Below are 23,079 nucleotides of genomic sequence, written 5' to 3'. Positions count from 1 at the left end.
GTCCGTGCGGTCGTTCGGAGGTGTGAGGGGGCGTGCCGGGTCTTCGGGCGCGGGGGTGGCTGACCTGGCTCGTGGCGCGCGGCACCTGCCCCGTTGGTCCTGCGTCCGTGCGGTCGTTCGGAGGTGTGAGGGGGCGTGCCGGGTCTTCGGGCGCGGGGGTGGCTGACCTGGCTCGTGGCGCGCGGCACCTGCCCCGTTCGTCCTGCGTTCGTGCGGGTCGTCCTGAGGTGTGGCGGGTGGTGGTTCTCCCGGTCGGCCCGTGGTCTCGGTGGCGCCCGGAACACCTGCCGGGCAGGGGCGCGCCCTCGCCCTCGGGTGCCGCGTGCGGGCCGGTCGTGCGGGACCCCTGTGGCCCCTCCTCCCCGCGTCGGCCCCGCCGGGCGGAGGAGGGGCCGGTGGGGGGCGTCCTCGCGTGGTGGGGCGGGTCGGGGTCTGCTCGCCGCCGTGGCGGGTCAGACGATGCCTCCGTTGGCGCGCAGGACCTGTCCGTTCACCCAGCGTCCGTCCGGGCCGGTGAGGAAGGACACGACGGAGGCGATGTCCTGCGGGGTGCCCAGGCGCTCCAGCGGGGGCTGGGCGGCGAGGCGGGCGACCGTCTCCTCGTCCTTGCCGTCGAGGAACAGGTCGGTGGCGGTCGGGCCGGGGGCGACCACGTTGACCGTCACGTCACGGCCGCGCAGCTCGCGCGCGAGGATCAGGGTCACCGCCTCCACCGCGCCCTTGGACGCGGCGTACGCCCCGTAGCCGGGGAAGGAGAGCCCGACGACGGACGACGAGAAGTTCACCAGCGCCCCGCCCGCGCGCAGCCGGCGAGCGGCCTGCTGGTCGACGACGAACGTGCCGCGGATGTTGGTGCGGTACAGCGCGTCGAGCACGTCGAGGTCGAGGTCGGCGACCGGGGACAGCGGCATCCGCCCGGCCGCGTGCACCACGGCGTCGATCCCGCCGTACGTGGTCTCGGCCAGGTCGAACAGGGCGGCGACCTCGGTCTCGTCGCCGACGTCCGCGCGGGCGGCGAACGCGCTGCCGCCGTCGGCCTCGACGGCTCGTACGACCTCGTCGGCCGCGTCCTTGTTGCCGGCGTACCCGACGACGGCGGCGAACCCGTCGGCGGCGAGCCGCAGGGCGACCTGGCGGCCGATGCCGCGTGATCCGCCGGTCACGATCGCGACGCGCTGCTCAGGGCTCGAAGGGGTGGTCATGATGCCTCCTGGGGCTTCTCGTCCGGGTCGTCGCCCGTCGCTTGTTAGCGGCGGTACGCCAATCTCGTATCGACGATAACACGGTTCCGTAGCGTTGGTATTCCCCGGTTCGTATCGCCGCTACGAATGGCGTACCGTTCAGTCATGGACGCGAGGGAGAAGATCCTGGAAGCCGCCGCCGCGCTGCTGGCCGAGGCGCCGGTCGCCGACGTCTCGACGCGTGCCGTGTGCGAGGCGGCCGGGGTCGGGGCGCCGATGCTCTACCGGCTCTTCGGCGACAAGGCGGGGCTGCTGGCGGCCGTGGTGGACCGGGGCTTCGAGGAGTACCTGGCCTCCAAGCGGGCGGCCCGGCCCGGCGCCGACCCGGTCGCCGACCTGCGCAGCGGCTGGGACAACCACATGCGGTTCGCCCTCAGCCACCCCAACCACTACCGCCTGATGTACTCGCCCGAGCTGACCGCCCCGCCCGCCGCGGCCCGCGAGGCGCACGACCTGCTGCACGCGATCCTCGAACGCTGCGCCGCCGCCGGACGGCTGACCGTGCCGCCCGCCCTCGCCACCCGGATGATCATGTCCGCGAACGTCGGTGCCGCCCTGTCGATGCTCACCCGGCCCGAGCAGTACCCGGACCCGGACTTCTCGGCCAGGCTGCGCGACGCCGTCTTCGACTCCCTCACCCGTCCCGCCGCCCCCGGCCACACCGACGATGGGGTGCCCGTGGCCGCCGCCACCCTCGCCGCCCGGCTGCGCGCCGACCCCGCGGCGACGTTCACGCAGGCGGAGTCGGCCCTGCTGCACCAGTGGCTGGACACGCTCGCCGAAGGGCCCTGAGCAGGCGTTGCGTAGGCTTTCGGGCGCGGAGCCCGCCGCAGCGGCGGAGAATCCACGACGGCTTCAGGGACTGGCCGCCGCGGGGCTCGGTGAAGTCCCGGAGCGACGGTGAGGATGGCTGTGGGCAGGTCGGTACGGGCGGAACAGGTCAGCGCTACCCGGGAGTCGATCCTGACCGCCGCCGAGCGGCTGTTCGCCGAGCACGGCGTCTACGCGGTGTCCAACCGCCAGGTCAGCGAGGCCGCCGGACAGGGCAACAACGCCGCCGTCGGCTACCACTTCGGCACCAAGGCCGACCTCGTCCGCGCCATCTTCCGCCGCCACGCCGAACCCATCGAGGCGATCCGGGTCCGGCTGGCCGCCGCGACCGGCGACTCGACCGACGTCCGGGACTGGGTGGACTGCCTGGTGCGTCCGGTCCCCGAACACCTCGCCGCCCTCGGCAGCCCCACCTGGTACGCGCGGTTCTGCGTCCAGATCGCCGCCGACCCCGCACTGCACCCGGCCATGGTCGACGAGTCCCTCGCCTCACCCGCCCTCCAGCGGATCATCGAGGGCCTGCGGCGCTGCCTGCCCGAACTCCCCGCCGAGATCAGGGCCGAACGCGGTGAGATGGCCCGCCATCTGATCCTGCACGTCTCCGCCGAGCGGGAACGCGCCCTCGCCGAGAACACCCCCACGCCGCGCTCCAGTTGGCGGGCCACGGCGACCGGCATCGCGGACGCCGTCACCGCCCTGTGGCTGGCACCGGTCACCCCCGTTCCCCCGGAGGACTGACGGGGCGCCCCGGGACGGGCGTATGAGCCGGGTCACGTCAGGCAACTGTCAGGGAACCGACCGGAGGGCGTCAGCCCGCTCTGTTTGCCTGGGCACGTCGAGGCGCCCCGCGCCCGATCGAACCGCCCTTCTCCGGCACTCCGCCCCATCGGAGCCCCCACCCCGAGGAGAACCATGGCCGACGCCCTCACCGCGCCCGAGTTCCCCATGCCGCGCGCCGCCCGCTGCCCCTTCGACCCGCCGCCCGCCCTCAAGGAGTTGCAGGAGCAGGCGCCCCTGACGAAGGTGCGGCTCTGGGACGGCAGCGAACCCTGGCTGGTGACCCGGTACGCCGAGCAGCGCGCCCTGCTCGGCGACCCCCGCGTCAGCGCGGACACCGACACCCCCGGCTACCCGACCAAGGCGTCGCCCGGCGCCGGCGACGGCAAACTCAGCTTCATCATGATGGACGACCCCGAACACGCCCGGCTGCGCCGGATGGTGACGGCGCCGTTCGCGGTGAAACGGGTCGAGGCCCTGCGCCCGGCCGTGCAGCGGATCGTGGACGGCCTCGTCGACGACCTGCTCGCAGGACCCCGACCGGCCGACCTGGTCGAGGAGTTCGCGCTGCCGCTCCCGTCCCTCGTGATCTGCGAACTGCTCGGCGTGCCCTACGACGACCACGCCCTCTTCCAGTCCCGCACCAAGACGATGGTCCACCGGGACGCCACCCCCGAACAGCGCGGCCAGGCGTCCCGCGAGATCGCCGGGTATCTCGCCGGGGTCGTCGGCGAGCGGATCGCCGCCCCGAAGGACGACCTCCTCTCCGTCATCGCCGGACAGGTCTCCGCGGGAGAGATCGACCACCGCGAGGCCACCGAGATGGCACTGCTCCTGCTGATCGCGGGGCACGAGACCACCGCCAACATGATCGCCCTCGGCACCGCGGCGCTCCTGGAGCACCCCGACCAACTCGCCCTCCTGCGCGAGAGCGACGACCCGAAACGCGTCGCCGCCGCCGTCGAGGAACTCCTGCGCTACCTGCACATCACCCATCTCGGACGGCGCCGGGCCGTCACCGAGGACATCGAGATCGGCGGGCGGACCATCCGGGCCGGTGAGGGCGTCATCCTCGCCAACGAGATCGCCAACCGCGACCCCGCCGTCTTCACCGACCCCGACCGCCTCGACCTCACCCGCGACGCCCGCCGCCACGTCGCCTTCGGGTTCGGCGTCCACCAGTGCCTCGGCCAGCCCCTGGCCCGCATGGAACTCCAGGTCGTCTACGGCACCCTCTACCGGCGCATCCCCACCCTGCGGCTCGCCCGCCCGCTGGACGAAGTCCGTTTCAAGGAGGACGCGTTCATCTACGGCGTCCACGAACTCCCCGTCACCTGGTGACAGTTCACCGCCCGCACCGCACCGGACAGCAAGGAGAAGAGACATGAGGGTGGAACTGGAAGCCGACAAGTGCGTCGCCTCGGGGCAGTGCGTGCTCGCCGCGGCGGACGTCTTCGACCAGGACGACGACGGCATCGCGATCCTCCTGGAGGAACAGCCCGCGACCGGTCGACTGGACGACGTGCGGGAGGCCGTCGCGATCTGTCCGGCCGCCGCGATCCGTCTGGTCGAGCGGTGAGGCGGATCGTCGTCGTCGGTGCCTCCGCCGCCGGACTCGCGGCGGCCGAGACCCTGCGCCGCGAGGGCTATGACGGCACGCTCACCCTCGTCGGCGACGAACCGCACCTCCCCTACGACCGCCCGCCCCTGTCCAAGCAACTCCTCGCCGGGACCTGGGAACCGTCCCGGCTCGCCCTGCGCACCCCCGCCCACCTCGACGCGCTCGGCCTGGACCTGCGGCTCGGCGTCCGCGCGACCGGCCTGGAACCCGCCTCGCGCACCGTGCGGCTGGCCGACGGCTCGACCCTGCCGTACGACGGGCTGGTCATCGCCACCGGGGTCCGGCCGCGGCGCCTGCCCGGCGAGGGCGCCCACGCCCTGCGCACCCTGGACGACGCCCTGGCCCTGCGCGAACGGCTCGCCCCCGGGCGGCACCTGGTCGTCGTCGGCGCGGGCTTCCTGGGCGCGGAGGCCGCCGCGGTGGCCCGGGGCCTGGGCGCCGAGGTCACCCTCCTCGAACCCGCCGAAGTACCACTGGCCCACGCCGTCGGCGACCGGGTCGGACGCGTCCTGGCCCGCGCCCACCTCGACCGGGGCGTGGACCTGCGCTGCGGCGTCACCGTCACCGAGGCGACCGCGGACGGCGTACGGCTGGCGGACGGCGAAGTCGTCGGCGCCGACGCGGTGTTGGTCGCCGTCGGCTCCGTGCCCCGCACCGACTGGCTCGACGGCAGCGGGCTCACCGTCGCCGACGGCGTCGTCTGTGACGCGTACTGCGCCGCCGCCCCGGACGTCTACGCCGCCGGTGACGTGGCCCGCTGGCACAACCCCCTGTTCGGGGTGGCGATGCGGATCGAGCACCGCACCAACGCCGCCGAACAGGGCATGGCCGCCGCCCGCAACCTCCTGCACCCCGAGGCGCGCACACCGTTCGCGCCGGTGCCGTACTTCTGGTCCGACCAGTACGACCTGAAGATCCAGGCATACGGACATCTGCGCGGCCACGACGAAGTCACGCTGGTGGAGGGCGACTTGGCCGAGCGACGGTTCATCGCCGCCTACCGGGCCGGGAACCGGGTGACCGGTGTCCTCGCGGTCGGCATGCCGCCCAAGGCGATCCGCGCGTGGCGGCAGACCGTGGCGACCGGCGCGTCCTGGGACGAAATTCCGGTGAATGAGGACGCTTTGCTCGCGGCGGAGCGGAAGCCGATCATTCGCCCATGAGATCCGGAGTGCAGACGTTCGTCGCCCACGGCCGGCTTCCCGACGAGGAGGCGAGCGAAGACGAGTTCGACAGACGTGTCCGGCTCCACGCCCGTGCCGTGAACGGAGGGCTCATCCCGCGGACTTGACGGCATCACGAGGCGAGGTGTCTGTACCGGCGCACGGAACCGGCCGACGGGCCGGCGGAGTTCCGGGGACATCGACCGCCACGGCCGCCGCCCAGCCGTCCGGCACGTCCACGTCGCTCACCCGGTGACCGGGCGCCCGGGCCGGGGCGGGACCGGCACCGACGTACACCTCCCGCAGCGCGCCCAGGGACAGACTCTCGCCCGTCACCTTGAGATACGCCTCCTTGCGGGTCCAGCAGCGCGCGAAGGCACCGGCCCTGACCGGCGCCGGGGAACGGGTCACCTGCTGACGCTCGGACGGGTGCAGCCCCCGGGACGCCTCCTCGGCGAGCCGCTGTGCCGGGATCTCCTCGATGCCCACGCCGAGCGGGCGGGTGGCCGCGCCCAGCAGCGCGAGACCGCCCGAGAGGGAGAGCGAGAAGTGCACCCCGGCCCCGGCGGGCCCGGCGAGCGCCGGACGGCCGTGCGGGCCGCCGCAGCCCGGGCAGGGCAGCCGGACCAGCCGCACCGAGGCGGCGGGCACCCCGGTGTACGCGCTCAGCACCCGTCTCAGGGCGCTGTGCGCGGCCACGAACAGCGCCCGCTCCGCGGGCCGCCGCAGCGCCGCCGCACGACGTCGTTCCCCCGCGTCCAGCACGGAGATGTCGAGCGGCGCGTCCGCGGCCGGGGTCCGCACCAGCCACAGCAGCGGACCCTCCGACAGCTTCCGGGGGCACAGGCCCGGACCGCGCACCAGCACCTGAGGAGCGATGGCCGTGGTCACGGTCGGGCCCCCGTCACGGGCGCGGGCGCCTGCCGCCGTCCGCTGCTCACGGGGCGAGGGCCTTGGTGATGTCGTCGAGGACGATCCCCGCGGCCAGCGGCCCGCCCGCGCTGTTCCAGGCCGAGCCCTCGACGACGACCACATGGCCGGCCCTCTGGGCCTCGAGCCGGGAGAAGTTGGTGACCTTCCGGGCCTCGGCGTACGCCTTCTCACCGTCGGCCCGGTCACCGAGGGTGCCGAGGAACAGCCAGTCGCCGTCGATCGTCGACAGCTTCTCCAGGCTCACCGGTTCGCTGTGCCCGGTGCTCGCGCCCTGCTGGTCCGCCGGCCGGTTCAGGCCCAGGGCGGACAGGGTGGAACCCACGTGGCCGACGCCCTTGCCGACCACGGACGGCGCGCCGTTCTGCCAGCGGACGACACTGACGACCGCGCCGCTCTGCGCGCCGAGCCGCTTCTTCGTGGCCGCGACGTCCGCGGCGAAGCCGGTGAGGATCTTCTGGGCCCGTGCCTCCTGGTTGAGCGCGTCGGCCGTCGTGGTGAAGGCGTCCTTCCAGTCCGCGTCGAGTTCGGCGGTGACGACGGTCGGGGCGATGGCCTGGAGCTTGGAGACCTCGCTCTTCACGGCGGTCGTCCCGTCCAGCAGGATCAGGTCGGGCCGGAGCGCGGCGAGCTTCTCCATGTCGGCCTCGGCGACCGTCGCGACGACCTGCGTCGTCTCCGCCTTGGCGGCGAGATAGCCGGAGACCCCGCTCTGGCCCCGGCCCGCGGTGGCGCCCACCGGCTCCACGCCGAGGGCGAGGGCGGCGTCCAAGGTGGGTTCGCTGAGGGCGACGACCTTCTGCGGGGAGCTCGGTATCCGCACCTCGCGGCCCGTGGCGTCGGTGATCTGTCGTGTGCCGGTCTCCTCGGCTGCGGCGCTGCCGGAGGAGCCGCCGTCGCCGCAGCCGGTGAGGAGCAGCGCTCCCGTGGCCATGGCGGCGGAGGCGACGACGGCCCGGCGGGAGACACGTGCGGAGGACATGGGGGAGCAACTCCTATGGGGGGAAAGGGTGATACGGAACGAGGGGGTGGTGTCAGGTGCCGAGAAGGCGCACCAGGCCGTCCGCCAGGGCGCCGTGCCAGCAGACGTAGTCGTGACCGCCGTTGAACTCGTCGTAGGTGACGTGGTGACCGGCGGAGACCAGCGCGTCGTACAGGGCGCGGCTGTGGTCGACCATCGTCCCCTCGTGCAGGCCGACGTCGACATGGACGGTGAGCGGCGCCGAGCGTGCGGCGGCGAACTGCGCGGCGAGCCAAGGCGTCCCGTACACCGGGGTTCCGGGGTCGGTGGGCGTCGGCAGTCCGGGCCGCCACCACAGGGACGGTGACTGGGCGATCACCCCGCCGAACCGGTCGGGCCGCACATACCCGGCGTACAGCGCGGTCATCGCGCCCAGGCTCTGTCCGGCGACGACGGTGCGGCCGGGGTCGTCGGTCAGCGGCCAGCGCCGCGCCGCCCACGGCAGCAGCTCGTCCGCGAGGAAGCCCACGAACGGGTCCCGCGCCCCGAGTTCGCGCCAGCGGGTGTCCCGGTCGACCGCGTCCGGCGCGAGCACGGCGAGGGGCGGGAGCGCGCCGTCGGCGATCAGGGCGTCGAGCGTGGCGTCGAGACCGAGCCGGTCGAACCACATGTCGCCGTCCGGCAACAGCAGGACGGGCAGGGGCCCTTCGCCCGCCCGGGGCAGATAGACCCAGACCTGGCGCTCCCCGCCGAGCGACCGCGTGGGCACCCGGTGCCGCTCCACCCGCCCGGTCGGCCCGCCTGGCTCCCGGCCGGACCACGGTCGGGCCGGGGCTTGGGGGAGGGCGAACTCCGAGGAGCCGACGGCCTGCCAACGCATGGGCACGGTCGACCTGTTGAGCGGATCGGGTGCCGCGTGGGCGGACAGCGAGCGCAGGCGGCGCTGCAACGCGGCCGGTTCCGTGGGCGGTTCCTTGAGCGAGATGTCGGCGGCCAGCCGGTAGGTGCCGCGGTGGTCGGCGCGCAGCCGCAGCCCCAGATGCCAGATGTGGGTGCCCGGCACCCGCTCCAGGAGCGAACCGGCGTAGTGGTCGCGGTCGGTGATCCGGTTCCCGGCGAGAAGCACCTGCCGGGTCGCCCGGTGGCCCCGCCACAGGAAGGTGACGACCCGGTGGCCCGGCTCCTCCTCCAGTTCCTCGATCAGCGGGGTGCCCCGTTCCTCGGTCTCGGCCCAGAACTCCTCGGTCAGCGTGGCGCGTCGTGTGTCGTCGGCCTCCGAGAGCTGGGCCACGAGCCGGGCCACCCGCGGGCCGGTGACCCGTACCGGCCGTACGTCGTGGCGGGGGTCGCGCAGTGCGGGGGCGCGCGTGGCGGTCATCGGAGGTCTCCAGGCAGACGGCGGGGCCACGATCTGTCGACACAATGGTCAACGATCGAAGTTAGGTTAGCCTAAGCTAAGCACATGAACCCAGGTGTGCATGCCGGGACCCGAGGAACCCCGCTGACCCCGACCGGCCTCTCCCGCCCTTCCGTACGCTCCGCCGGACTCCTCCTCGGCCTGGCCCTGCTGGCCGCGGCGACGGCCCTCTCCCTCTCCGTGGGCACCCGGCACATCCCGCTCGACCAGGTCTGGTCGGCGCTGGTCGCCCCCTCGGGCACCGAGAGCGACGGGATCGTGCGCGAGCTGAGACTCCCGCGCACCCTCATCGGGATCGCCGTCGGCGCGGCGCTCGGCCTCGGCGGCGCCGTGATGCAGACCCTGACCCGCAACCCCCTCGCGGACCCCGGGCTGCTCGGTGTCAACGCGGGCGCCTCCGCCGCCGTCGTGACCGCGATCGGTGTGCTCGGCATCACCTCGTTCACCGGCTACCTCTGGTTCGCGCTGGCCGGAGCCGCCCTCGCCGCCACCGCCGTGCACGCGCTCGGCGGTGCCCGGTCCGCCACCCCGGTCCGCCTCGCCCTCGCCGGAACCGCCGTCAACGCCGCCCTGTTCGGCTACGTCAACGGCCTCCAGCTGGGGAACCTGAACACCCTCGACGAGATGCGCCACTGGTCCGTCGGCACCCTCGCCCGACGTGACCCGGCGCTTCTGCTGACCGTGGCCCCGCTCCTCGTCGCCGGCGCCCTGCTCGCCCTGGCCCTCGCCCGGCCCCTCGGCGCCCTCGCGCTCGGTGAGGACCAGGCCCGCGCGCTCGGCACCGACCTGCGCCGCACCCGGGTCCTCGCCGTCCTCGCCCTCACCCTGCTGTGCGGCGGGGCCACCGCCGTCTGCGGGCCCATCGGCTTCGTCGGCCTGATGATCCCGCACGCCGCCCGCGCCTTCTGCGGCCCCGACCCCCGGTGGCTGTTCCCCTTCTGCGCCCTGTACGCCCCCGTCCTGCTGCTCGTCTCCGACGTGATCGGCCGGATCGTCGTCCCGCCCTCCGAGATCGAGGTCGGCACGGTCACCGCGTTCCTCGGCGGCCTCCTGTTCGTCCATCTCGTCCGCCGCCGGAAGGTGGCCCGGCTGTGACCCTCACGCACCACGACAGGACCGCCCTGCTGCGGACGGGGCGGTGGTCGGTGCGGTACGGCGTGCGCGCCCTGCTGGTCTGCGCCGCCCTCGCCGTCCTCGCCGCCTGCGCCACCGTCCTCGCGGTGGGCACGGGGACCTACGCCCTCACACCCCTGGACGTGCTGCGCACGTTCACCGGGGACGGCCCGCCCGGCGCCGGGTTCGTCCTCATGGACCTCCGGCTGCCCCGTGCCCTGGTCGCCCTGCTCGTCGGCTTCGGGACGGGGGTGGCCGGCGCGGTCTTCCAGTCGCTCACCCGCAACCCGCTCGGCAGCCCCGACATCACCGGCTTCGGGAACGGCGCCTCCGCCGGGGCCCTCGTCGCCATCATCCTCTTCGACGCGGGCGACCCGCAGACCGCCGCCGGAGCGGTGTGCGGCGGCCTCGCCACCGCCGCCGCCGTGTACCTGCTCGCCTGGAAGCGCGGTGTGCACGGATACCGGCTCGTCCTCGTCGGCATCGGGGCCTCCGCCGTCCTCGGCTCGGCCACCAGCTTCCTCTACGTCCGCGCCGACATCGGCAAGGCGGCCCAGGCCGCGAGCTGGATGATCGGCTCGCTCAACGCCCGCGACTGGGGCGACGTCCGCATCGCCGCCCTCGGACCCCTCCTGTTCCTGCCGGTGGTGCTGGTGTACGCCCGCCGCCTGGCGCTCCTGGAGATGGGCGACGACACCGCGGCCGCCCTGGGAGTACCCCCGGAACGCACCCGCCTCGTCCTGCTCTGCGCGGGAACCGGCCTCACCGCGCTCGCGGTGGCCGCGGCCGGGCCGATCCCGTTCGTGGCGCTGGCGGCACCCCAGATCGCGCGCCGCGTCACCCGCGCCACCGGCCCCCACCTCCTCCCGGCGGGCTGGACCGGCGCCCTCCTGGTGGCCCTCGCCGACCTGGCCACCCAGCGGATCACCGGCTCGGCCCTGCTGCCGGTCGGCGTGGTCACGGGTGTCACGGGCGGCCTCTACCTGGCGTGGCTGCTGCGCGGAGAACGCGCGGGCGGACGGCTGTGACGCGGCGGACGGCTGTGACGCGGCGGGCGGAGGGGGACGCGGCGGGCGGAGGGAGGCACGGCGGAAGGCGCCGCGGCAGGTGTCACGAAAGGCTTTACTTGCGTTACGCAACGAGATGGTAAAGTGACGGCATGCCCACCCCGCCGCTCCCCGAACTGCCCGACGTCCCCGCGTCGCCCGAGATCGTCGAGATCGAGCGGGCGCTGACCCGCGTCACCTACCTCAGCACCCGCGCCCGCCAGCACGAGCGGCTGATGGCCCTCGCCGGGGTGCCGCTCGACCGGGCCGCCGTCGCCCTGCTGCGCCAGATCGCCGACTCCGAGCCGCTGCGGCCGGGTGAACTGGCCGTCCGGCTCGGCGTCGAGGCCTCGCACGTCACCCGCACCGTGCAGCAGCTCCAGAAGTCGGGCTACGTCACCCGCGTCCCCGACCCCGACGACCGCCGCGCCCAGCGCATCGAACTCACCGATGCGGGCCGCCGGGCCATCGACCGCATCCGTGACACCGGAGCCCGCGGCATGCAACTCGCCCTGTCCGGCTGGTCCCCGGAGGAACTCGCCCGGCTCGCCACGCTCTTCCACCGGATGGTCGACGACTTCCTCGCCTACGCCATCGACGACGAGCCCGAACCGGCCGGCTCCGCCTGAAGGTTCAACGCCCGTTCCCCCAAGGGGCAGCCCGCCGTACCGCCCGTCCGTACCCTTGAGTAATATCGCCCGGCACACCCCCCACGGCGGAAAGGTCCGGGAATGAGCAAGGCGATCAAGGTCGGCGAGAAGATCGAGGACTTCGAGCTGCCCGACGAGACCGGCACACCGCGCAGCCTGTCCTCCCTGCTGGCCGACGGGCCGGTCGTGCTGTTCTTCTACCCCGGCGCGATGACCGCCGGCTGCACCGCCGAGGCCTGCCACTTCCGGGACCTGGCCGCCGAGTTCGCCGCCGTCGGCGCCCAGCCGGTCGGCGTCAGCGGCGACACCGTCGAGAAGCAGCAGCAGTTCTCCGGACTCCACTCCCTCGGCATGCCCCTGCTCTCCGACACCGACGGCACCGTCCGCGAACTCTTCGGTGTGGCCCGCGGGTTCTCGCTGGCGCCCACCAAGCGGACCACGTTCGTCATCGCCGAGGACCGCACCGTCCTGGAGGTCGTCCGCAGCGAGCTGCGGATGAACACCCACGCGGACAAAGCGCTCGCCGCCCTGCGCGACCACCGGAAGTGACCCCTGGCCCGGAGCCGCACCCCGACCGAGGGGCGCGGCGACCGGGCCGGTGCCGTCGCGGACCGGGGCGTGGCTCAGAACTCCTCGTGGACCTCCGGGTCGCCGCCCATGCGCGCGTGCGGCCGGTCGGCGATCGCCGCCATCTGGGCCGGGTCCAGCTCGAAGCCGAAGACGTCCAGGTTCTCGCGCTGGCGCCCCGGGTCCGCGGACTTGGGGATCGGGACCGCCCCGAGCTGGAGGTGCCAGCGCAGGATCACCTGGCTCGGCGTCACCCCGTGCGCCTCGGCGACGCCCACCACGGCCGGGTCGTCGAGCAGGGTCGTGGCCCGGCCCAGCGGGCTCCAGCTCTCCGTGACGATGCCCTTCGCGGCGTGGAAGGCGAGCAGCTCCTCCTGCGGGAAGAGCGGGTGCAGCTCGATCTGGTTCACGGACGGCAGCACGCCCGTCTCCTTCTCCAGCCGCTCGATGTGCTCCCGCGTGAAGTTGGAGACCCCGATCGACCGCACGAGACCCTCCTCGCGCAGCTCGATCATGGCCCGCCAGGAGTCGACGTACTTGTCGACGCGGGGCAGCGGCCAGTGGACGAGATACAGGTCGACATAGTCCACGCCGAGCCGCCGCCGGGACTCCTCGAAGGACGCGAGGGTCTCCTCGCGGCCGTGGTGGCGGCCCGGGAGCTTCGTCGTGACGACGACCTCCTCGCGCGGGACGCCGCTGCGGGCGACACCGAGACCGACACCGGTCTCGTTCCTGTAGTTCGTCGCCGTGTCGACCAGGCGGTAACCGAGCCCCAGGGCCTCCGCCACCGCCTGTTCGGCCTCCGCGTCGGTCATGGGCCAGGTGCCGAGACCGACGGCCGGGAGCTTCGTACCGTCGTTGAGCGTGTGTACCGGTGTCACTGCCGGACCTTTCCTCGACTGTGTCGTACCCCCACCCTCATGGACGGGCAGGCGATGATCAAGCGGACGGGACGGGCCGCGCCCCGCCTGCCCGCCCCTCACCGGTCCGTCGGTGCCACCTGCTCCCATCCGCCGACGACGGCCCCGGCACCGGTCACGACGAGTTCGGCCACATCGCCCGGCCGCCGGTAGCACCGCTCGGTGACGGTCGGCCCGTCGTCCGCGAACAGCTCGAGGAGAGAGCCGTCCACGAGGATCCGGACCCGCCGTCCCGGCGTCCTGACGACGACCGGCTCCCGCGCACCGTGCTCCACGCTCACCGTGCCCTCGTCCGGATCCATCACCACCCTCAACTCCCCACCGTCGGCGCGCCGCAGCAGAGAGACGGTGGTCCGCGCGGTCGCGGTGACCGTCAGGTCGTACGACACCGGAAGCGCCGTCCGTCGAGGCGCCCCGTCGGCGAACGGCTCGGCCGCCCGCAGAAGGTGGAGCTCCGGTGCCGGTACGACGGTCAGCGTGCCGTCGGGCCGTACGTCCACGACCCGCGGGGCGGTGAGCACCCCCGCCCAGCCCGCCCGGTCGATCTCGTCCTGCGGGCGGGTCTCCCAGGACCAGCCCCACAGCAACGCCCGCTCCTCCTCCTGGAGCACGGCGGGCGCGTAGAAGTCCCGTCCGTGGTCGAGGCGACCGCCGGTGCGGGCGACGAGACGCGGGTCGCCGTCGCCGGAGGCGGTCAGACGGCCCGTCAGGAAGCCGGTGCCGCGCGGCTCTCCGTCCCACAGCGACACGACGAGCACCCAGGCGCCGCCCGGCGTCGAGAAGAGCTGCGGGCACTCCCAGCCGACCGCCCCGGAACCGAACACCTCGGCGGCGACCGGGTCGTGCCCGTCCAGGAACACCCCGGCGAACCGCCAGCGGGTCAGGTCCTCGCAGTCGTAGAGCAGCACCGACGGGGTGCCGTCGGCGTGCCCGGCGCCGACCAGGGCCCAGCGGCGGCCGTCGGCGCGGAACACGAACGGGTCGCGGAACATCACGACGCCGAGGCCGTCCGGCGGGCCGGTCACCACGGGTGCCGGTCGGGCCGTCCAGCCGGCGAGGGTCTCGTCCTGCGGCGCGACGGCCCGGGCCAGGCAGATCGCGCCGAGACCGGTGTGATGGCGGTCGACGCCGGTGTACACGGCGGTGGGCACCCCGTCGTCGTCGACCACGCACCCCGACCAGCAGCCCGCCTCGTCGGGGCCGCCGGGGGTCGGGGCGAGGGCGACCGGATGGTGTTCCCAGCGGGCGAGGTCGGTGCTGGAGACATGGCCCCAGTGGACGTTCGCGTGCACCGGGGCGTCCGGGTTGTGCTGGTAGAAGAGGTGGTGGCGGCCCCGCCAACGGAAGGGCCCGTTCGGGTCGTTGATCCAGGCGGCCGGCGGACGGACGCGGAAACGCGGGGTGTTGGGGTCAGGGTTCAACGCCGGCCTCCTGCGGGGTGACGCCCTCTCGGTGAGGGCGTCGGGGCGGTGGTGTCGCGGAGGACCATGGTGATACAGGAGTTCACCGTCCGGGGCCGAGCCGCCGTGGGCGTCTGTCGTCGGCGGGATGTGCGGACTGCTGATCGGCGGGACCTCCCACTGCGGCAGGTCGAGCGCGGCCCGCACGGTCGCGGGACGGCTCGGGTGGGAGCACCGCTCCACGGACCTGCTCGCCCGGCATCCCGGCCGGCCCTGGCCGATCCCGGACCGGAAGGTCCCGCCGCATGTCGCCGAGCACTACCGGACCCTCACCGTCGACGAGTCGACCGGCTCGGTGCTGGACCACCACACCCGACTGCGGCCCCGTGTCGTGGAGTTGATCGCCGAGCGCGTCCGCGAGGACGGGCCGGGACTCGTCCTGGAGGGCTCCGCGCTCCGGCCCGGGAACGTGGCCGCGCTGTCCGTACCGCACACGCGGGCCGTGTGGCTCACGGCCGACGAGGAGACGCTGGAGGCCCGGATGCGGGAGTCGGCACGGGACGCGGAGAACCGGGCCCTGGTCGACGAATTCCTCGCCCGCAGCCTGCGTCACCAGCGGCTGACGGTCGCGTCCGTCGACGCGCTCGGGCTGCGCCGCCTCGACACGAGCGGGCTGTCGCTCGCCGAGGCGGTGGACGCGGTGCTGGAAAGGCCCTGTCGCCAGGTGCCTTGATCGCTGACACGATCTACCTCGATCCACCCGCGAGGGCCCCGGACGACCGACGGAGCACGCATGACGAAGAACACGGACACCACGGCCACGCCCGACCTCCCCGGGATCGAGGTGAGGCCCGTCGCCGGGAACATCGGGGCGGAGATCGTCGGCGTCGATCTGGCGGACGGCCTCGACGACGCCGTGGTCGCCGCGATCCGTGCGGCGGTGCTGCGCTGGAAGGTGGTGTTCTTCCGGGAGCAGAAGCTGGACCACGCCGGGCACGTGGCGTTCGCGCGGCGGTTCGGCGACCCGGTCGCGCCGAGCCGGCGGGGGAGCGCCTCACCGGCGGACTTCCCCGAGGTCGAGACGACCGCCGACCGGCTGGAACTGGGCGGCAGGTTCGGCATGGAGCACGACGAGTGGCTCCAGCGGCGCCGCCACACCCTGCTGCGCGGCTGGCACTGCGACCACGGCGCCCGCGTCGACCCGCCCGCCGCGTCCATCCTGCGCGCCGAGACCGTCCCGCCCTACGGCGGCGACACGACCTGGTCCAACCTGGCCGCCGCGTACGCCGGGCTCTCCGCCCCCGTGAAGGCGTTCGTGGACGGGCTGCGCGCCGAACACCGGCTCGGAGTGGGCTACCAGCCCCGCCCCGGCGACGACTCCTACGTCCGCCACCTCCTGGACCACCAGGTCGCCTCACTGCACCCACTGGTCCGCGTCCACCCCGAGACGGGCGAGCGCGTCCTGTACGTCAACGGCTACTACGTCGAGCAACTCGCCGACGTCTCCCGCGCGGAGAGCCGCGCCCTCCTCGACATGCTCCTGGAACAGGCGGTCCGCCCCGAGTACACGGTCCGCTTCCGCTGGGAGCCCGGCAGCGTCGCCTTCTGGGACAACCGCGCCACCATCCACCTCGCCCCCAGTGACAACGCCCACCTCGGCTTCCCCCGCGTCATGCACCGCGTGATGCTCGCCGGCGACGTCCCGGTCGGTGTGGACGGCACACCGTCGACCCCGATCACCGGCACGGCACCGGGCCGCTGGTGACCCGGAACGCTACCGGGGCGTCCCATCGGCCCTGAGCAGCCCGAGCCGGCGGTAGAGGGCGTCCGGGTCGGTCCGCCGGGCCGTCGCGTAGGCGTGCTCGAAGAACGGGAACACCACACTGCCCCGGTGCGCCCGCTCGGCGAGCACGAAGGGCTCGATGGCCTCCCAGGTCCGCATCAGCCGGTAGTGCGTCAGGCTCGTCAGGATGCTGTCGCTGACGATGTCGAAGTACTGCGTGATGCAGATCGCCTCGAACATCACGGCGACGTTCCAGACCCGGTAGGCGACCTCCTCGGGCAGGGCGTTGAACCCGCCGTCCGGACTGTGCTCGGCGGCCAGCCGGGTCAGCACCCACCGCTGGTCCTCCTGGAACTCTCGGTCGCGCACATGCGTCAGCAGCAGCTCCGTCGTCCAGGCCCGGTCGCCGTCGGCCCGGGAGCGGGCCACCTGTCTGCCGATGCCCCAGGTCGAGGCCACCAGAGCCACCGCCGACAGCACGAGCGACAACACGTTGAACGCCATGACACCCCCCGGTCCGTTGCCCGATGGTCCCGTACCGAGGGGGCCGCGTTATGAGTGCGTCAGGCGCCCGGCTTCCAGCCCAGGGCAGGGCCCAGGTGGGTCGCCATGTCCGTGAGGATCTGGACGTAGTCCTCGTGGGCGAAGGTGAAGGGGAGGGCGAAGGCGACCTCGTCGATCTCGCGGAAGGCGGCGTGGGCGTGGAGGCGTTCGGCGATCTCGGCCGAGGTGCCGACGATGTCCGGGGCGAACAGCAGGCGGGCCGGGCCCTGCGGAGAGGTGGTGCGGGGGGCACGCTGCGCGGCGTACGCCTCGTACCGTGCGCGCTGCTCCGGCGTGGCCGAGTCGGTGGGGATGACGACCAGGCCCTGGGAGACGCGGGCGGCCTCGCCGTCGGGGTGCGCGGCGCGGAAGGCGCGGATGTGGGAGAGCTGGATCGCGGCGAAGTCCGTGCCCGGCTCGGGGTCCTCGGCCTTGACGACGCTGCTGGTCAGGAAGTTCATGCCGTGCTCGCCCGCCCAGCGCGCGGAGCCGAGGCTGCCGCCGCCGTACCAGAGCCGGCCGCCCAGGCCGGGGGACTGGGGCTGTACCCGGTCCGAGAAGGTCTCGAAGCCCTCGACGCCGCTGAAGTCGGTGGCCGGCTTGCCGCGCACGAGGTCCAGCAGACGCCGTACCCGCTCGTAGGAGAAGTCCTCGGCGGCGGACGTGTCCGGGTACAGCGCCCCCTTGACCTGCTCGTAGTGCATCGGCGGGCCGACACTGACGCCCGGGTTGATCCGGCCCCCGGACAGGATGTCGACCGTCGCCAGGTCCTCGGCGAGCCGCAGCGGGTTCTCCCAGCCGAGCGGGATGACAGCGGTGCCCAGCTCGATCCGGCGGGTCCGCTGGGAGGCCGCCGCGAGGACCGCCACGGGGGAGGAGATGCCGAACTGGAGATGCCGGTGGCGCAGCCAGGCGCTGTCGAAGCCGAGCCGCTCGCCCAGCTCGATGATCTCCAGCGTCGACTCGTGGCCCCGCCGGGGATCCGCCTCGTCGAAGAGCCCGATGGTGAGGAAGCCCAGCTTGCGCAGCGGGCGGGAGCGGGGGCGGGAGTCGGACGGCACGGGTCCTCCGTTGCTCGGCGATCTACGGCGTACCACCGTGCCAACCCGTACCCGGGCGAGGGTGTTCCCGCCCGCCGGGTTGGCGGGTCAGGTCAGGTCAGGTCAGGGGGATGGTGACCTCGTCCTCGATCGGGGGGTCCAGCTCCTGGGCGAGGTTCCCCGTCGCCGCGTGGCAACGCAGCCGGACGGAGTCCGGGGTGACGTCCAGGCGCAGGAAGCACTTGAAGAACGGCGGACTGTACGTCGCCGAGCTCGGCGAGAAGAGCTGCGTGTAGATCTTGCGCACCGGGAGGCGGAAGCGGGCCTTGCGGTCGGGCCGGCGCGCGGTGCCCAGGAGCGAGGCCACCAGGCGGATGCGCCAGGTGATCCGGGGCGCCCCGGCGGGGGCGCGGCCGGGCCGGATGCGCAGCCGCTCGGCGATGACGGCGGTGGCCTCGTCCTCGGTGAGCGCGAAGAAGCGGCGCAGACGCAGCCGGCGGCCGTACAGCCGGCTGTAGAACGCGAGGGAGTCCCCGCGCAGCGGGTAGCACCGGAAGTCGTCCTCGGTGACGTTCGCGACGCCGACGTGCGGGATGGTGTGCGTGGCGTGCATGAACGCCCCGCCGCCGCCCGCGACCACGTACTGCACGGTGCGGCCGTCCACGTCGACCGGATACCGCTGGTAGTTGTGGATGTCCCCGCCTATCGCCGCGACATAGCGGTGTGCCGGGTCGCGGACGATGTCGTCGACGGTGCCGCCGCCGTCGATGGGGCACGGATGGTGCTCGCCGTCCACGTAGAGGGGCGAGCCGGTGACGAGGATCTTGGGGCGGGGGCCCTGGGAGATCTCCCGGAGCCACGCGCCCTGTTCGGCGTCGAGCGTGCCGAGCAGTCCGGTGTCGATGCCTATGATCCGGACCGGTCCGGCGTCCACGGCCCAGTACGGGCCCGGCTGGACGGCCTGTTGAGCGGGCGAGGAGCGCAACTTGCGGGCCGCGTCGAGGTGTTCGCCGTCGCGCGGGCGCGGGCGGTGCCACAGCAGGGACCGGAGCCGGGCCCGGGAGAACGGGCGCGGCGCGGGCTCGGGGCCGAGGGGCGGGGCGTCGTCGCAGAAGACGCGCATGAACGCGCCGAGGTCCTCGTACCAGTCGTGGTTGCCGGGTATCGCGTAGATCGGCGCCTGGTAGTCCTGGTAGGGGCGGAAGAACTTGGTGTCGTAGTCGTCGGCGCTGCCCACCGGGTAGATCACGTCGCTGGCGAGGACGGCGAAGCTGGTGCCCTCGCTGACCTTCAGGAAGCCCGGGACGACCGAGTACTGGGGTGCGTCGCCCTCGCCGGTGTCACCGATGACCATGAAGGAGAAACGGTCCGGGTCGTCCCGCCGGACGAGCTTGTCCGGGGGAGTCCCGAGCGCGGCGCGCTGGGCCACCCAGCGGGCGCGGGTGCGGCCGGTCGGGTCGCCGAACCAGGAGGCGAGGACGCCGTTGCGGGCCGCCCACAGCATGCGCGGATCGAGCCAGGAGATCTTCTGGACCTCGGCCGGCATGAGGTGCTCGTACGCACCGCGTTCCGCGGCGCCCCAGCCGGCGCCCTCGGCGGTGTCACGGGAAGAGTGGGACATCGGTGAACCGTAACAATCGATCAAGCCGGAGCCGGTGACGGGGTTCGCGAACTCCCCTGGCCCGGTGCGTGGTTGGGGGATGGTCAGCCCTCGCGCTGGTACGGGTGCTGGCGGGCCCGCCCGGGGGCGCTCGCCTCCGTCCCCCGCAGGGAGCTGTGGCGCGGCAGCGGCGCCTCGTCACGCGGGCGGGCGGACCCGTCGCGGTGCGAGCCGGTGCCGTGCCAGTCGCCGTCGCCGAGGACCAGCAGCGGGTCGAACATCACGACGACCCCGGCGAGGACGAGGAAGATGACCGGCCCCAGCAGCATCGGCAGCAGCAGCGAGGACGCCGAGTCGCCGTCCCAGGAACCGCCGCTCGCGCCGTGCACATGGACACTGACGGCGGCCATCGCCGTGTAGTGCATTCCGGACACGGCCACGCCCATCACCAGGCTCGCGCCCAGGCTCGTCATGAACCCGCGGATCGTGACGGCCGCCCACAGCGCCGCGGTCGCGGCGATCACCGCGATCAGCACCGACGCGCCGACCAGCAACGGGTCGTACTCCACCGTGCCGTTGAGGCGCAGCGCGTACATGCCCAGGTAGTGCATGGCGGCCACGCCGATCCCGGTGACGATGCCGGCCAGGGCCAGCGTGCCGGTGCTCGCGCCGCGGTAGCCCACGATGAACACGCCGATGCCCACCACGACCACCGCCACCGCCAGGCTGAGGACGGTCAGGCCCGCGTCGTAGCGGATCCGGATCTCCTCGACCTGGAAGCCGATCATGGCGATGAAGTGCATCGTCCAGATGCCGCAGCCGATCGACGCGGCGCCCAGCGCCAGCCAACCGGCCTTCCATGACGGTGCGTTGATCAGGGACCGGACGATGCAGCGCAGCCCCAGCGCCCCTCCCAGACAGGCCATGAGATACGCCGCGACCGGCGTGACCACCCCATAGCGAAAACCGTCGACCGTACCTTCCATGCGTCAACTCCCCCCAGAGTCGCCCTCCGTTTGTGCGGGATGTTTCTACGTGGGCAGGGTGGCCAAAAGCAAGCATTAACCGGAATCGACTCGGTGAAATCCTCGTCATCAGGGTCCAACCGCCGTCACACAGAGGTGGATTCCGGTCATCACCGTGCTACGGCGTGGGGGAATGAGGAGGGTGGGATGACGTGATCGAGGACGGCATCTAGCGTGGCGGAGCATGAGGATCCTGATCGTGGGTGGCAGCGGCTATCTGGGCCGTGAGGTGGCCCGGCGGGCCCTGGCGGCCGGTGACGAGGTGACGGCGACGTACGCGACCCGCCCCGGCGACGTCCCCGGGGCCGGCTGGCTCCCGCTGGACCTGCGGGACGGCGAGCGGATCACACAGGTGCTCGCCGAGACCCGGCCCGACGTCGTCGTGAACACGGCCTACCGCAAGGGCGACTGGGCCGTCACCGCCGAGGGCCCCGTCCGTCTCGCGCTCGCCGCGGGCCGGCACGGAACGCGACTGGTGCACGTGTCGAGCGACGTCGTCTTCTCCGGCGCGGACGTCACCTACGACGAGTCCGCCGCCCCCGATCCGGTCTCCCCGTACGGCGCCGCCAAGGCCGCCGCCGAGACGGCGATCCGCCTGTGCGCCCCGGCCGCGGTCGTCGCCCGCACCTCGCTGATCCTCGGCGACGGCGACTCCCCGCACGAGACCCTCGTCCACGACCTGGCCTCCGGGCGCCGCGCGGGCAGCCTCTTCACCGACGACGTCCGCTGCCCCGTCCACGTCACCGACCTCGCCGACGCCCTCCTGGAACTCGCCGTCTCCACCCACACCGGTGTCTGCCACCTCGCCGGACCCGACCCGGTCAGCCGCTACGACATCGGCCTCCTGGTCTCCGCCCGGGACGCCCTGGACCCCTGTGCCCTCACCCCGGGCAGCCGCGTCGAGAGCGGCGTCCCCGGGCCGCTCGACGTCCGCCTCGACAGCACCCGCACCCGACAGCAGCTTCGTACGGTGCTGCGCGGCCCCCGCGACTTCCTGAGCGTGCGGTGACACGGGCCGGGCGCGCGGACACGCTCCCGGGAAACGGCGTCGCGGGCGGATCCCCCGTCAGCTCAGTGGATCGAGCGTCAGATACGCCTGCTGGGGGTTGCCGTCGTGGACCAGGGACTCGTGCTGGCCCACGTCGTCGAAGGCGAAGGCGTACGCCTTGCCGTCGGCCATCTGGGAGTGGATGGTGCGGGCGTAGTGGTTGGTGACCCCGTCCTGGTAGAAGGCGGCGGCCGAGGTGTCGGGCTGGTTGGGGTTGGTCAGGAGGGTGGAGCGGTTGAAGCCCGCGCACAGGGTGCGGGAGATCGGGCCGCGGACGGGGTCGTTGGGCGCGTCCAGGAGCCGGTGGCAGCCGAAGATGCTGGGCGCGTCGGGCTTCTGGAACGTGGTGACGACCGCGCCGGAGGAGTTGGTGAAGTTCATGACGCCGCCGGAGACCCGGCCGTAGTACTTGACGCTCGGCTGGTCGGCGAACGGGGTGACCGTGAGCGTCGTCGAGGCGTACTTCTGCCAGACGCGGTTCACGTAGTCGTCCATCACGCTCGCGGGCAGCGCCCCGGTCTCCAGGCCGTAGGCGGGCGACAGGGCCCGCAGAACCGTGCCGTCGGAGCGGGTCTGGATCAGGCCCGACCAGCCGCCCGACTGGGCGCGCAGGGTGTTGAACACGGCGTTGTAGCCACCGGACTTGAGGCGGCCGGCGCTCGCCGTGGTGCCGTCCGCGCGCTGCACGCCCACCGCGTAGGGGGCGGAGAACATGTCGACCTGCGTGCTGTTGAGCCACAGACCCGAGTCGTTGAGCGTGTACTCGGACCAGTTGAAGAGGATGTTGCGGTTCGGGTCGCTCGGGTTCTGCACCGCGGGCTGCACCAACCCGCCGGTGGTGAGCCGGAAGTCGAGCTTCTGCCCGTACGAGAAGTAGACGCGGCCCGAGAACTTGGGCATCCGGATCGTCTTCGACTGGCCCGAGGCGGGGCCCGCGATGGAGGCGTCCGGGGCGGGGGTCGGCGGGTTGCCGCCGGCCGGCCACGCGTGGAACGTGCCGTTCGCGTCCGCCCAGCCCTGCTGGCCCGTGGCCAGGTTGGTGCCGAGGTTGTAGAGGTAGACCGCGTCACCGCGCGCGGAGTTGTTGGTGATCTTCAGGGGGATCGTGGCGGGGACCGCGGCGGCCGAGGCCGACGGTGTGCCGAGAGCCAGTAGCGTGCCGAACAGTGCGGCTGCGACGAGGAGTTGGTGCCTGAGTCGGGCAAGCACGCTCCACCTCCGTGGGGGGTTGGGGAGTTCTGGTCCATACCAGTTCTGAGAGCGCTCTCAGAGTTACGCCGCGACGAGGGCATGTCAAGAGAACGAACAGAAGGAGGATGAACGGGACGAGGGCGAACGGAAGGCGGGGGCGCCCGCGCGCCGAAGGCGGTACCCGAGGAGAGTTCGGGTACCGCCTTCGGCGC

At 73.2% G+C, this 23,079-nt stretch carries 23 protein-coding genes; 12 read left to right on the top strand and 11 right to left on the bottom strand.

Annotation, left to right across the window (positions count from 1 at the left end; all coding sequences use genetic code 11):
• Nucleotides 1–452 precede the first annotated feature (452 nt).
• Nucleotides 453–1,202: an SDR family oxidoreductase gene (locus ACIPSE_RS29710; protein ID WP_401668277.1), complete on the bottom strand. Its 750-nt coding sequence runs from the start codon at nucleotides 1,200–1,202 to the stop codon at nucleotides 453–455.
• A gap of 144 nt (nucleotides 1,203–1,346) precedes the next feature.
• On the opposite strand from ACIPSE_RS29710, the gene ACIPSE_RS29705 reads away from it, so the two are divergent.
• The 5 genes from ACIPSE_RS29705 to ACIPSE_RS29685 all read left to right on the top strand — a co-directional run bounded on the left by ACIPSE_RS29705 (nucleotide 1,347) and on the right by ACIPSE_RS29685 (nucleotide 5,633).
• Complete coding sequence (locus ACIPSE_RS29705) at nucleotides 1,347–2,033, top strand: TetR/AcrR family transcriptional regulator (RefSeq protein ID WP_401668275.1); 687 nt, start codon at nucleotides 1,347–1,349, stop codon at nucleotides 2,031–2,033.
• Nucleotides 2,034–2,147: 114 nt separating this feature from the next.
• Nucleotides 2,148–2,810 (top strand): TetR/AcrR family transcriptional regulator, encoded by a 663-nt coding sequence (locus ACIPSE_RS29700; protein ID WP_401668273.1) that lies wholly within the window; start codon nucleotides 2,148–2,150, stop codon nucleotides 2,808–2,810.
• A 174-nt stretch (nucleotides 2,811–2,984) separates the two neighbouring features.
• A complete protein-coding gene (locus ACIPSE_RS29695; RefSeq protein WP_401668271.1) occupies nucleotides 2,985–4,190 on the top strand; it encodes a cytochrome P450 in 1,206 nt (401 codons plus the stop codon).
• Nucleotides 4,191–4,233: 43 nt separating this feature from the next.
• The gene (locus ACIPSE_RS29690) at nucleotides 4,234–4,428 is read left to right on the top strand and encodes a ferredoxin (RefSeq protein ID WP_401668269.1); all 195 of its coding nucleotides are present in this window, start codon (nucleotides 4,234–4,236) and stop codon (nucleotides 4,426–4,428) included.
• Nucleotides 4,425–5,633 (top strand): NAD(P)/FAD-dependent oxidoreductase, encoded by a 1,209-nt coding sequence (locus ACIPSE_RS29685; protein WP_401668266.1) that lies wholly within the window; start codon nucleotides 4,425–4,427, stop codon nucleotides 5,631–5,633. The genes ACIPSE_RS29690 and ACIPSE_RS29685 overlap by 4 nt, the downstream gene beginning before the upstream one ends.
• A gap of 111 nt (nucleotides 5,634–5,744) precedes the next feature.
• Here the strand turns inward: ACIPSE_RS29685 and ACIPSE_RS29680 are convergent, their stop codons facing one another.
• The 3 genes from ACIPSE_RS29680 to fes are packed head-to-tail and all read right to left on the bottom strand — an operon-like array spanning nucleotide 5,745 to nucleotide 8,902.
• Nucleotides 5,745–6,524: a 4'-phosphopantetheinyl transferase family protein gene (locus ACIPSE_RS29680; protein WP_401668263.1), complete on the bottom strand. Its 780-nt coding sequence runs from the start codon at nucleotides 6,522–6,524 to the stop codon at nucleotides 5,745–5,747.
• Between the two features lie 46 nt (nucleotides 6,525–6,570).
• On the bottom strand, nucleotides 6,571–7,545 hold the full coding sequence (locus tag ACIPSE_RS29675; protein WP_401668261.1) for an ABC transporter substrate-binding protein: 975 nt from the start codon (nucleotides 7,543–7,545) through the stop codon (nucleotides 6,571–6,573).
• Nucleotides 7,546–7,597: 52 nt separating this feature from the next.
• Nucleotides 7,598–8,902 carry an enterochelin esterase gene (gene fes / locus ACIPSE_RS29670; RefSeq protein ID WP_401668257.1) on the bottom strand — a complete coding sequence of 435 codons (1,305 nt, stop codon included), beginning with the start codon at nucleotides 8,900–8,902 and terminating at the stop codon, nucleotides 7,598–7,600.
• An 84-nt stretch (nucleotides 8,903–8,986) separates the two neighbouring features.
• Between fes and ACIPSE_RS29665 the strand changes: the two genes are divergently transcribed.
• The 4 genes from ACIPSE_RS29665 (at nucleotide 8,987) to ACIPSE_RS29650 (ending at nucleotide 12,299) form a co-directional block, all read left to right on the top strand.
• Nucleotides 8,987–10,036, top strand: a complete 1,050-nt coding sequence (locus ACIPSE_RS29665; protein ID WP_401668254.1) for a FecCD family ABC transporter permease — start codon at nucleotides 8,987–8,989, stop codon at nucleotides 10,034–10,036.
• Nucleotides 10,033–11,082 carry a FecCD family ABC transporter permease gene (locus tag ACIPSE_RS29660; RefSeq protein ID WP_401668252.1) on the top strand — a complete coding sequence of 350 codons (1,050 nt, stop codon included), beginning with the start codon at nucleotides 10,033–10,035 and terminating at the stop codon, nucleotides 11,080–11,082. The genes ACIPSE_RS29665 and ACIPSE_RS29660 overlap by 4 nt, the downstream gene beginning before the upstream one ends.
• 131 nt (nucleotides 11,083–11,213) lie before the next feature.
• Complete coding sequence (locus ACIPSE_RS29655) at nucleotides 11,214–11,729, top strand: MarR family winged helix-turn-helix transcriptional regulator (protein ID WP_401668250.1); 516 nt, start codon at nucleotides 11,214–11,216, stop codon at nucleotides 11,727–11,729.
• A 102-nt stretch (nucleotides 11,730–11,831) separates the two neighbouring features.
• Complete coding sequence (locus ACIPSE_RS29650) at nucleotides 11,832–12,299, top strand: peroxiredoxin (protein WP_401668247.1); 468 nt, start codon at nucleotides 11,832–11,834, stop codon at nucleotides 12,297–12,299.
• 74 nt (nucleotides 12,300–12,373) lie between these two features.
• Here the strand turns inward: ACIPSE_RS29650 and ACIPSE_RS29645 are convergent, their stop codons facing one another.
• Both ACIPSE_RS29645 and ACIPSE_RS29640 read right to left on the bottom strand, forming a co-directional pair.
• Nucleotides 12,374–13,198: an aldo/keto reductase gene (locus ACIPSE_RS29645; protein WP_401668245.1), complete on the bottom strand. Its 825-nt coding sequence runs from the start codon at nucleotides 13,196–13,198 to the stop codon at nucleotides 12,374–12,376.
• A 98-nt stretch (nucleotides 13,199–13,296) separates the two neighbouring features.
• Nucleotides 13,297–14,658 (bottom strand): glycoside hydrolase family 32 protein, encoded by a 1,362-nt coding sequence (locus ACIPSE_RS29640; RefSeq protein ID WP_401668243.1) that lies wholly within the window; start codon nucleotides 14,656–14,658, stop codon nucleotides 13,297–13,299.
• Nucleotides 14,659–14,785: 127 nt separating this feature from the next.
• On the opposite strand from ACIPSE_RS29640, the gene ACIPSE_RS29635 reads away from it, so the two are divergent.
• Together ACIPSE_RS29635 and ACIPSE_RS29630 are read left to right on the top strand one after the other, a co-directional pair.
• The gene (locus ACIPSE_RS29635) at nucleotides 14,786–15,370 is read left to right on the top strand and encodes a hypothetical protein (RefSeq protein ID WP_401668240.1); all 585 of its coding nucleotides are present in this window, start codon (nucleotides 14,786–14,788) and stop codon (nucleotides 15,368–15,370) included.
• 60 nt (nucleotides 15,371–15,430) lie between these two features.
• Nucleotides 15,431–16,402, top strand: a complete 972-nt coding sequence (locus ACIPSE_RS29630) for a TauD/TfdA dioxygenase family protein (RefSeq protein WP_401668237.1) — start codon at nucleotides 15,431–15,433, stop codon at nucleotides 16,400–16,402.
• A gap of 9 nt (nucleotides 16,403–16,411) precedes the next feature.
• Here the strand turns inward: ACIPSE_RS29630 and ACIPSE_RS29625 are convergent, their stop codons facing one another.
• The 4 genes from ACIPSE_RS29625 to ACIPSE_RS29610 all read right to left on the bottom strand — a co-directional run bounded on the left by ACIPSE_RS29625 (nucleotide 16,412) and on the right by ACIPSE_RS29610 (nucleotide 20,589).
• On the bottom strand, nucleotides 16,412–16,924 hold the full coding sequence (locus tag ACIPSE_RS29625; protein WP_401668235.1) for a hypothetical protein: 513 nt from the start codon (nucleotides 16,922–16,924) through the stop codon (nucleotides 16,412–16,414).
• A gap of 59 nt (nucleotides 16,925–16,983) precedes the next feature.
• The gene (locus ACIPSE_RS29620; RefSeq protein ID WP_401668232.1) at nucleotides 16,984–18,024 is read right to left on the bottom strand and encodes an LLM class flavin-dependent oxidoreductase; all 1,041 of its coding nucleotides are present in this window, start codon (nucleotides 18,022–18,024) and stop codon (nucleotides 16,984–16,986) included.
• A gap of 97 nt (nucleotides 18,025–18,121) precedes the next feature.
• Nucleotides 18,122–19,624, bottom strand: coding sequence for a metallophosphoesterase family protein (locus ACIPSE_RS29615; protein WP_401668230.1), 1,503 nt, complete (start codon nucleotides 19,622–19,624; stop codon nucleotides 18,122–18,124).
• An 83-nt stretch (nucleotides 19,625–19,707) separates the two neighbouring features.
• Nucleotides 19,708–20,589: an MHYT domain-containing protein gene (locus ACIPSE_RS29610; protein WP_401668227.1), complete on the bottom strand. Its 882-nt coding sequence runs from the start codon at nucleotides 20,587–20,589 to the stop codon at nucleotides 19,708–19,710.
• A 223-nt stretch (nucleotides 20,590–20,812) separates the two neighbouring features.
• Here ACIPSE_RS29610 and ACIPSE_RS29605 point away from each other — a divergent pair, with 223 nt between their 5' ends.
• Nucleotides 20,813–21,637 (top strand): SDR family oxidoreductase, encoded by an 825-nt coding sequence (locus ACIPSE_RS29605; protein ID WP_401668225.1) that lies wholly within the window; start codon nucleotides 20,813–20,815, stop codon nucleotides 21,635–21,637.
• Between the two features lie 57 nt (nucleotides 21,638–21,694).
• Here ACIPSE_RS29605 and ACIPSE_RS29600 read toward each other — a convergent pair whose 3' ends face one another.
• The gene (locus tag ACIPSE_RS29600) at nucleotides 21,695–22,885 is read right to left on the bottom strand and encodes a glycoside hydrolase family 64 protein (RefSeq protein ID WP_401668223.1); all 1,191 of its coding nucleotides are present in this window, start codon (nucleotides 22,883–22,885) and stop codon (nucleotides 21,695–21,697) included.
• Nucleotides 22,886–23,079 lie beyond the last annotated feature (194 nt).

It is taken from the genome of Streptomyces sp. NPDC090106 (assembly GCF_044747265.1).
In the GTDB taxonomy this organism is placed as follows: Bacteria; Actinomycetota; Actinomycetes; order Streptomycetales; family Streptomycetaceae; genus Streptomyces.
This window is presented reverse-complemented; position numbering and strand designations above follow the sequence as displayed.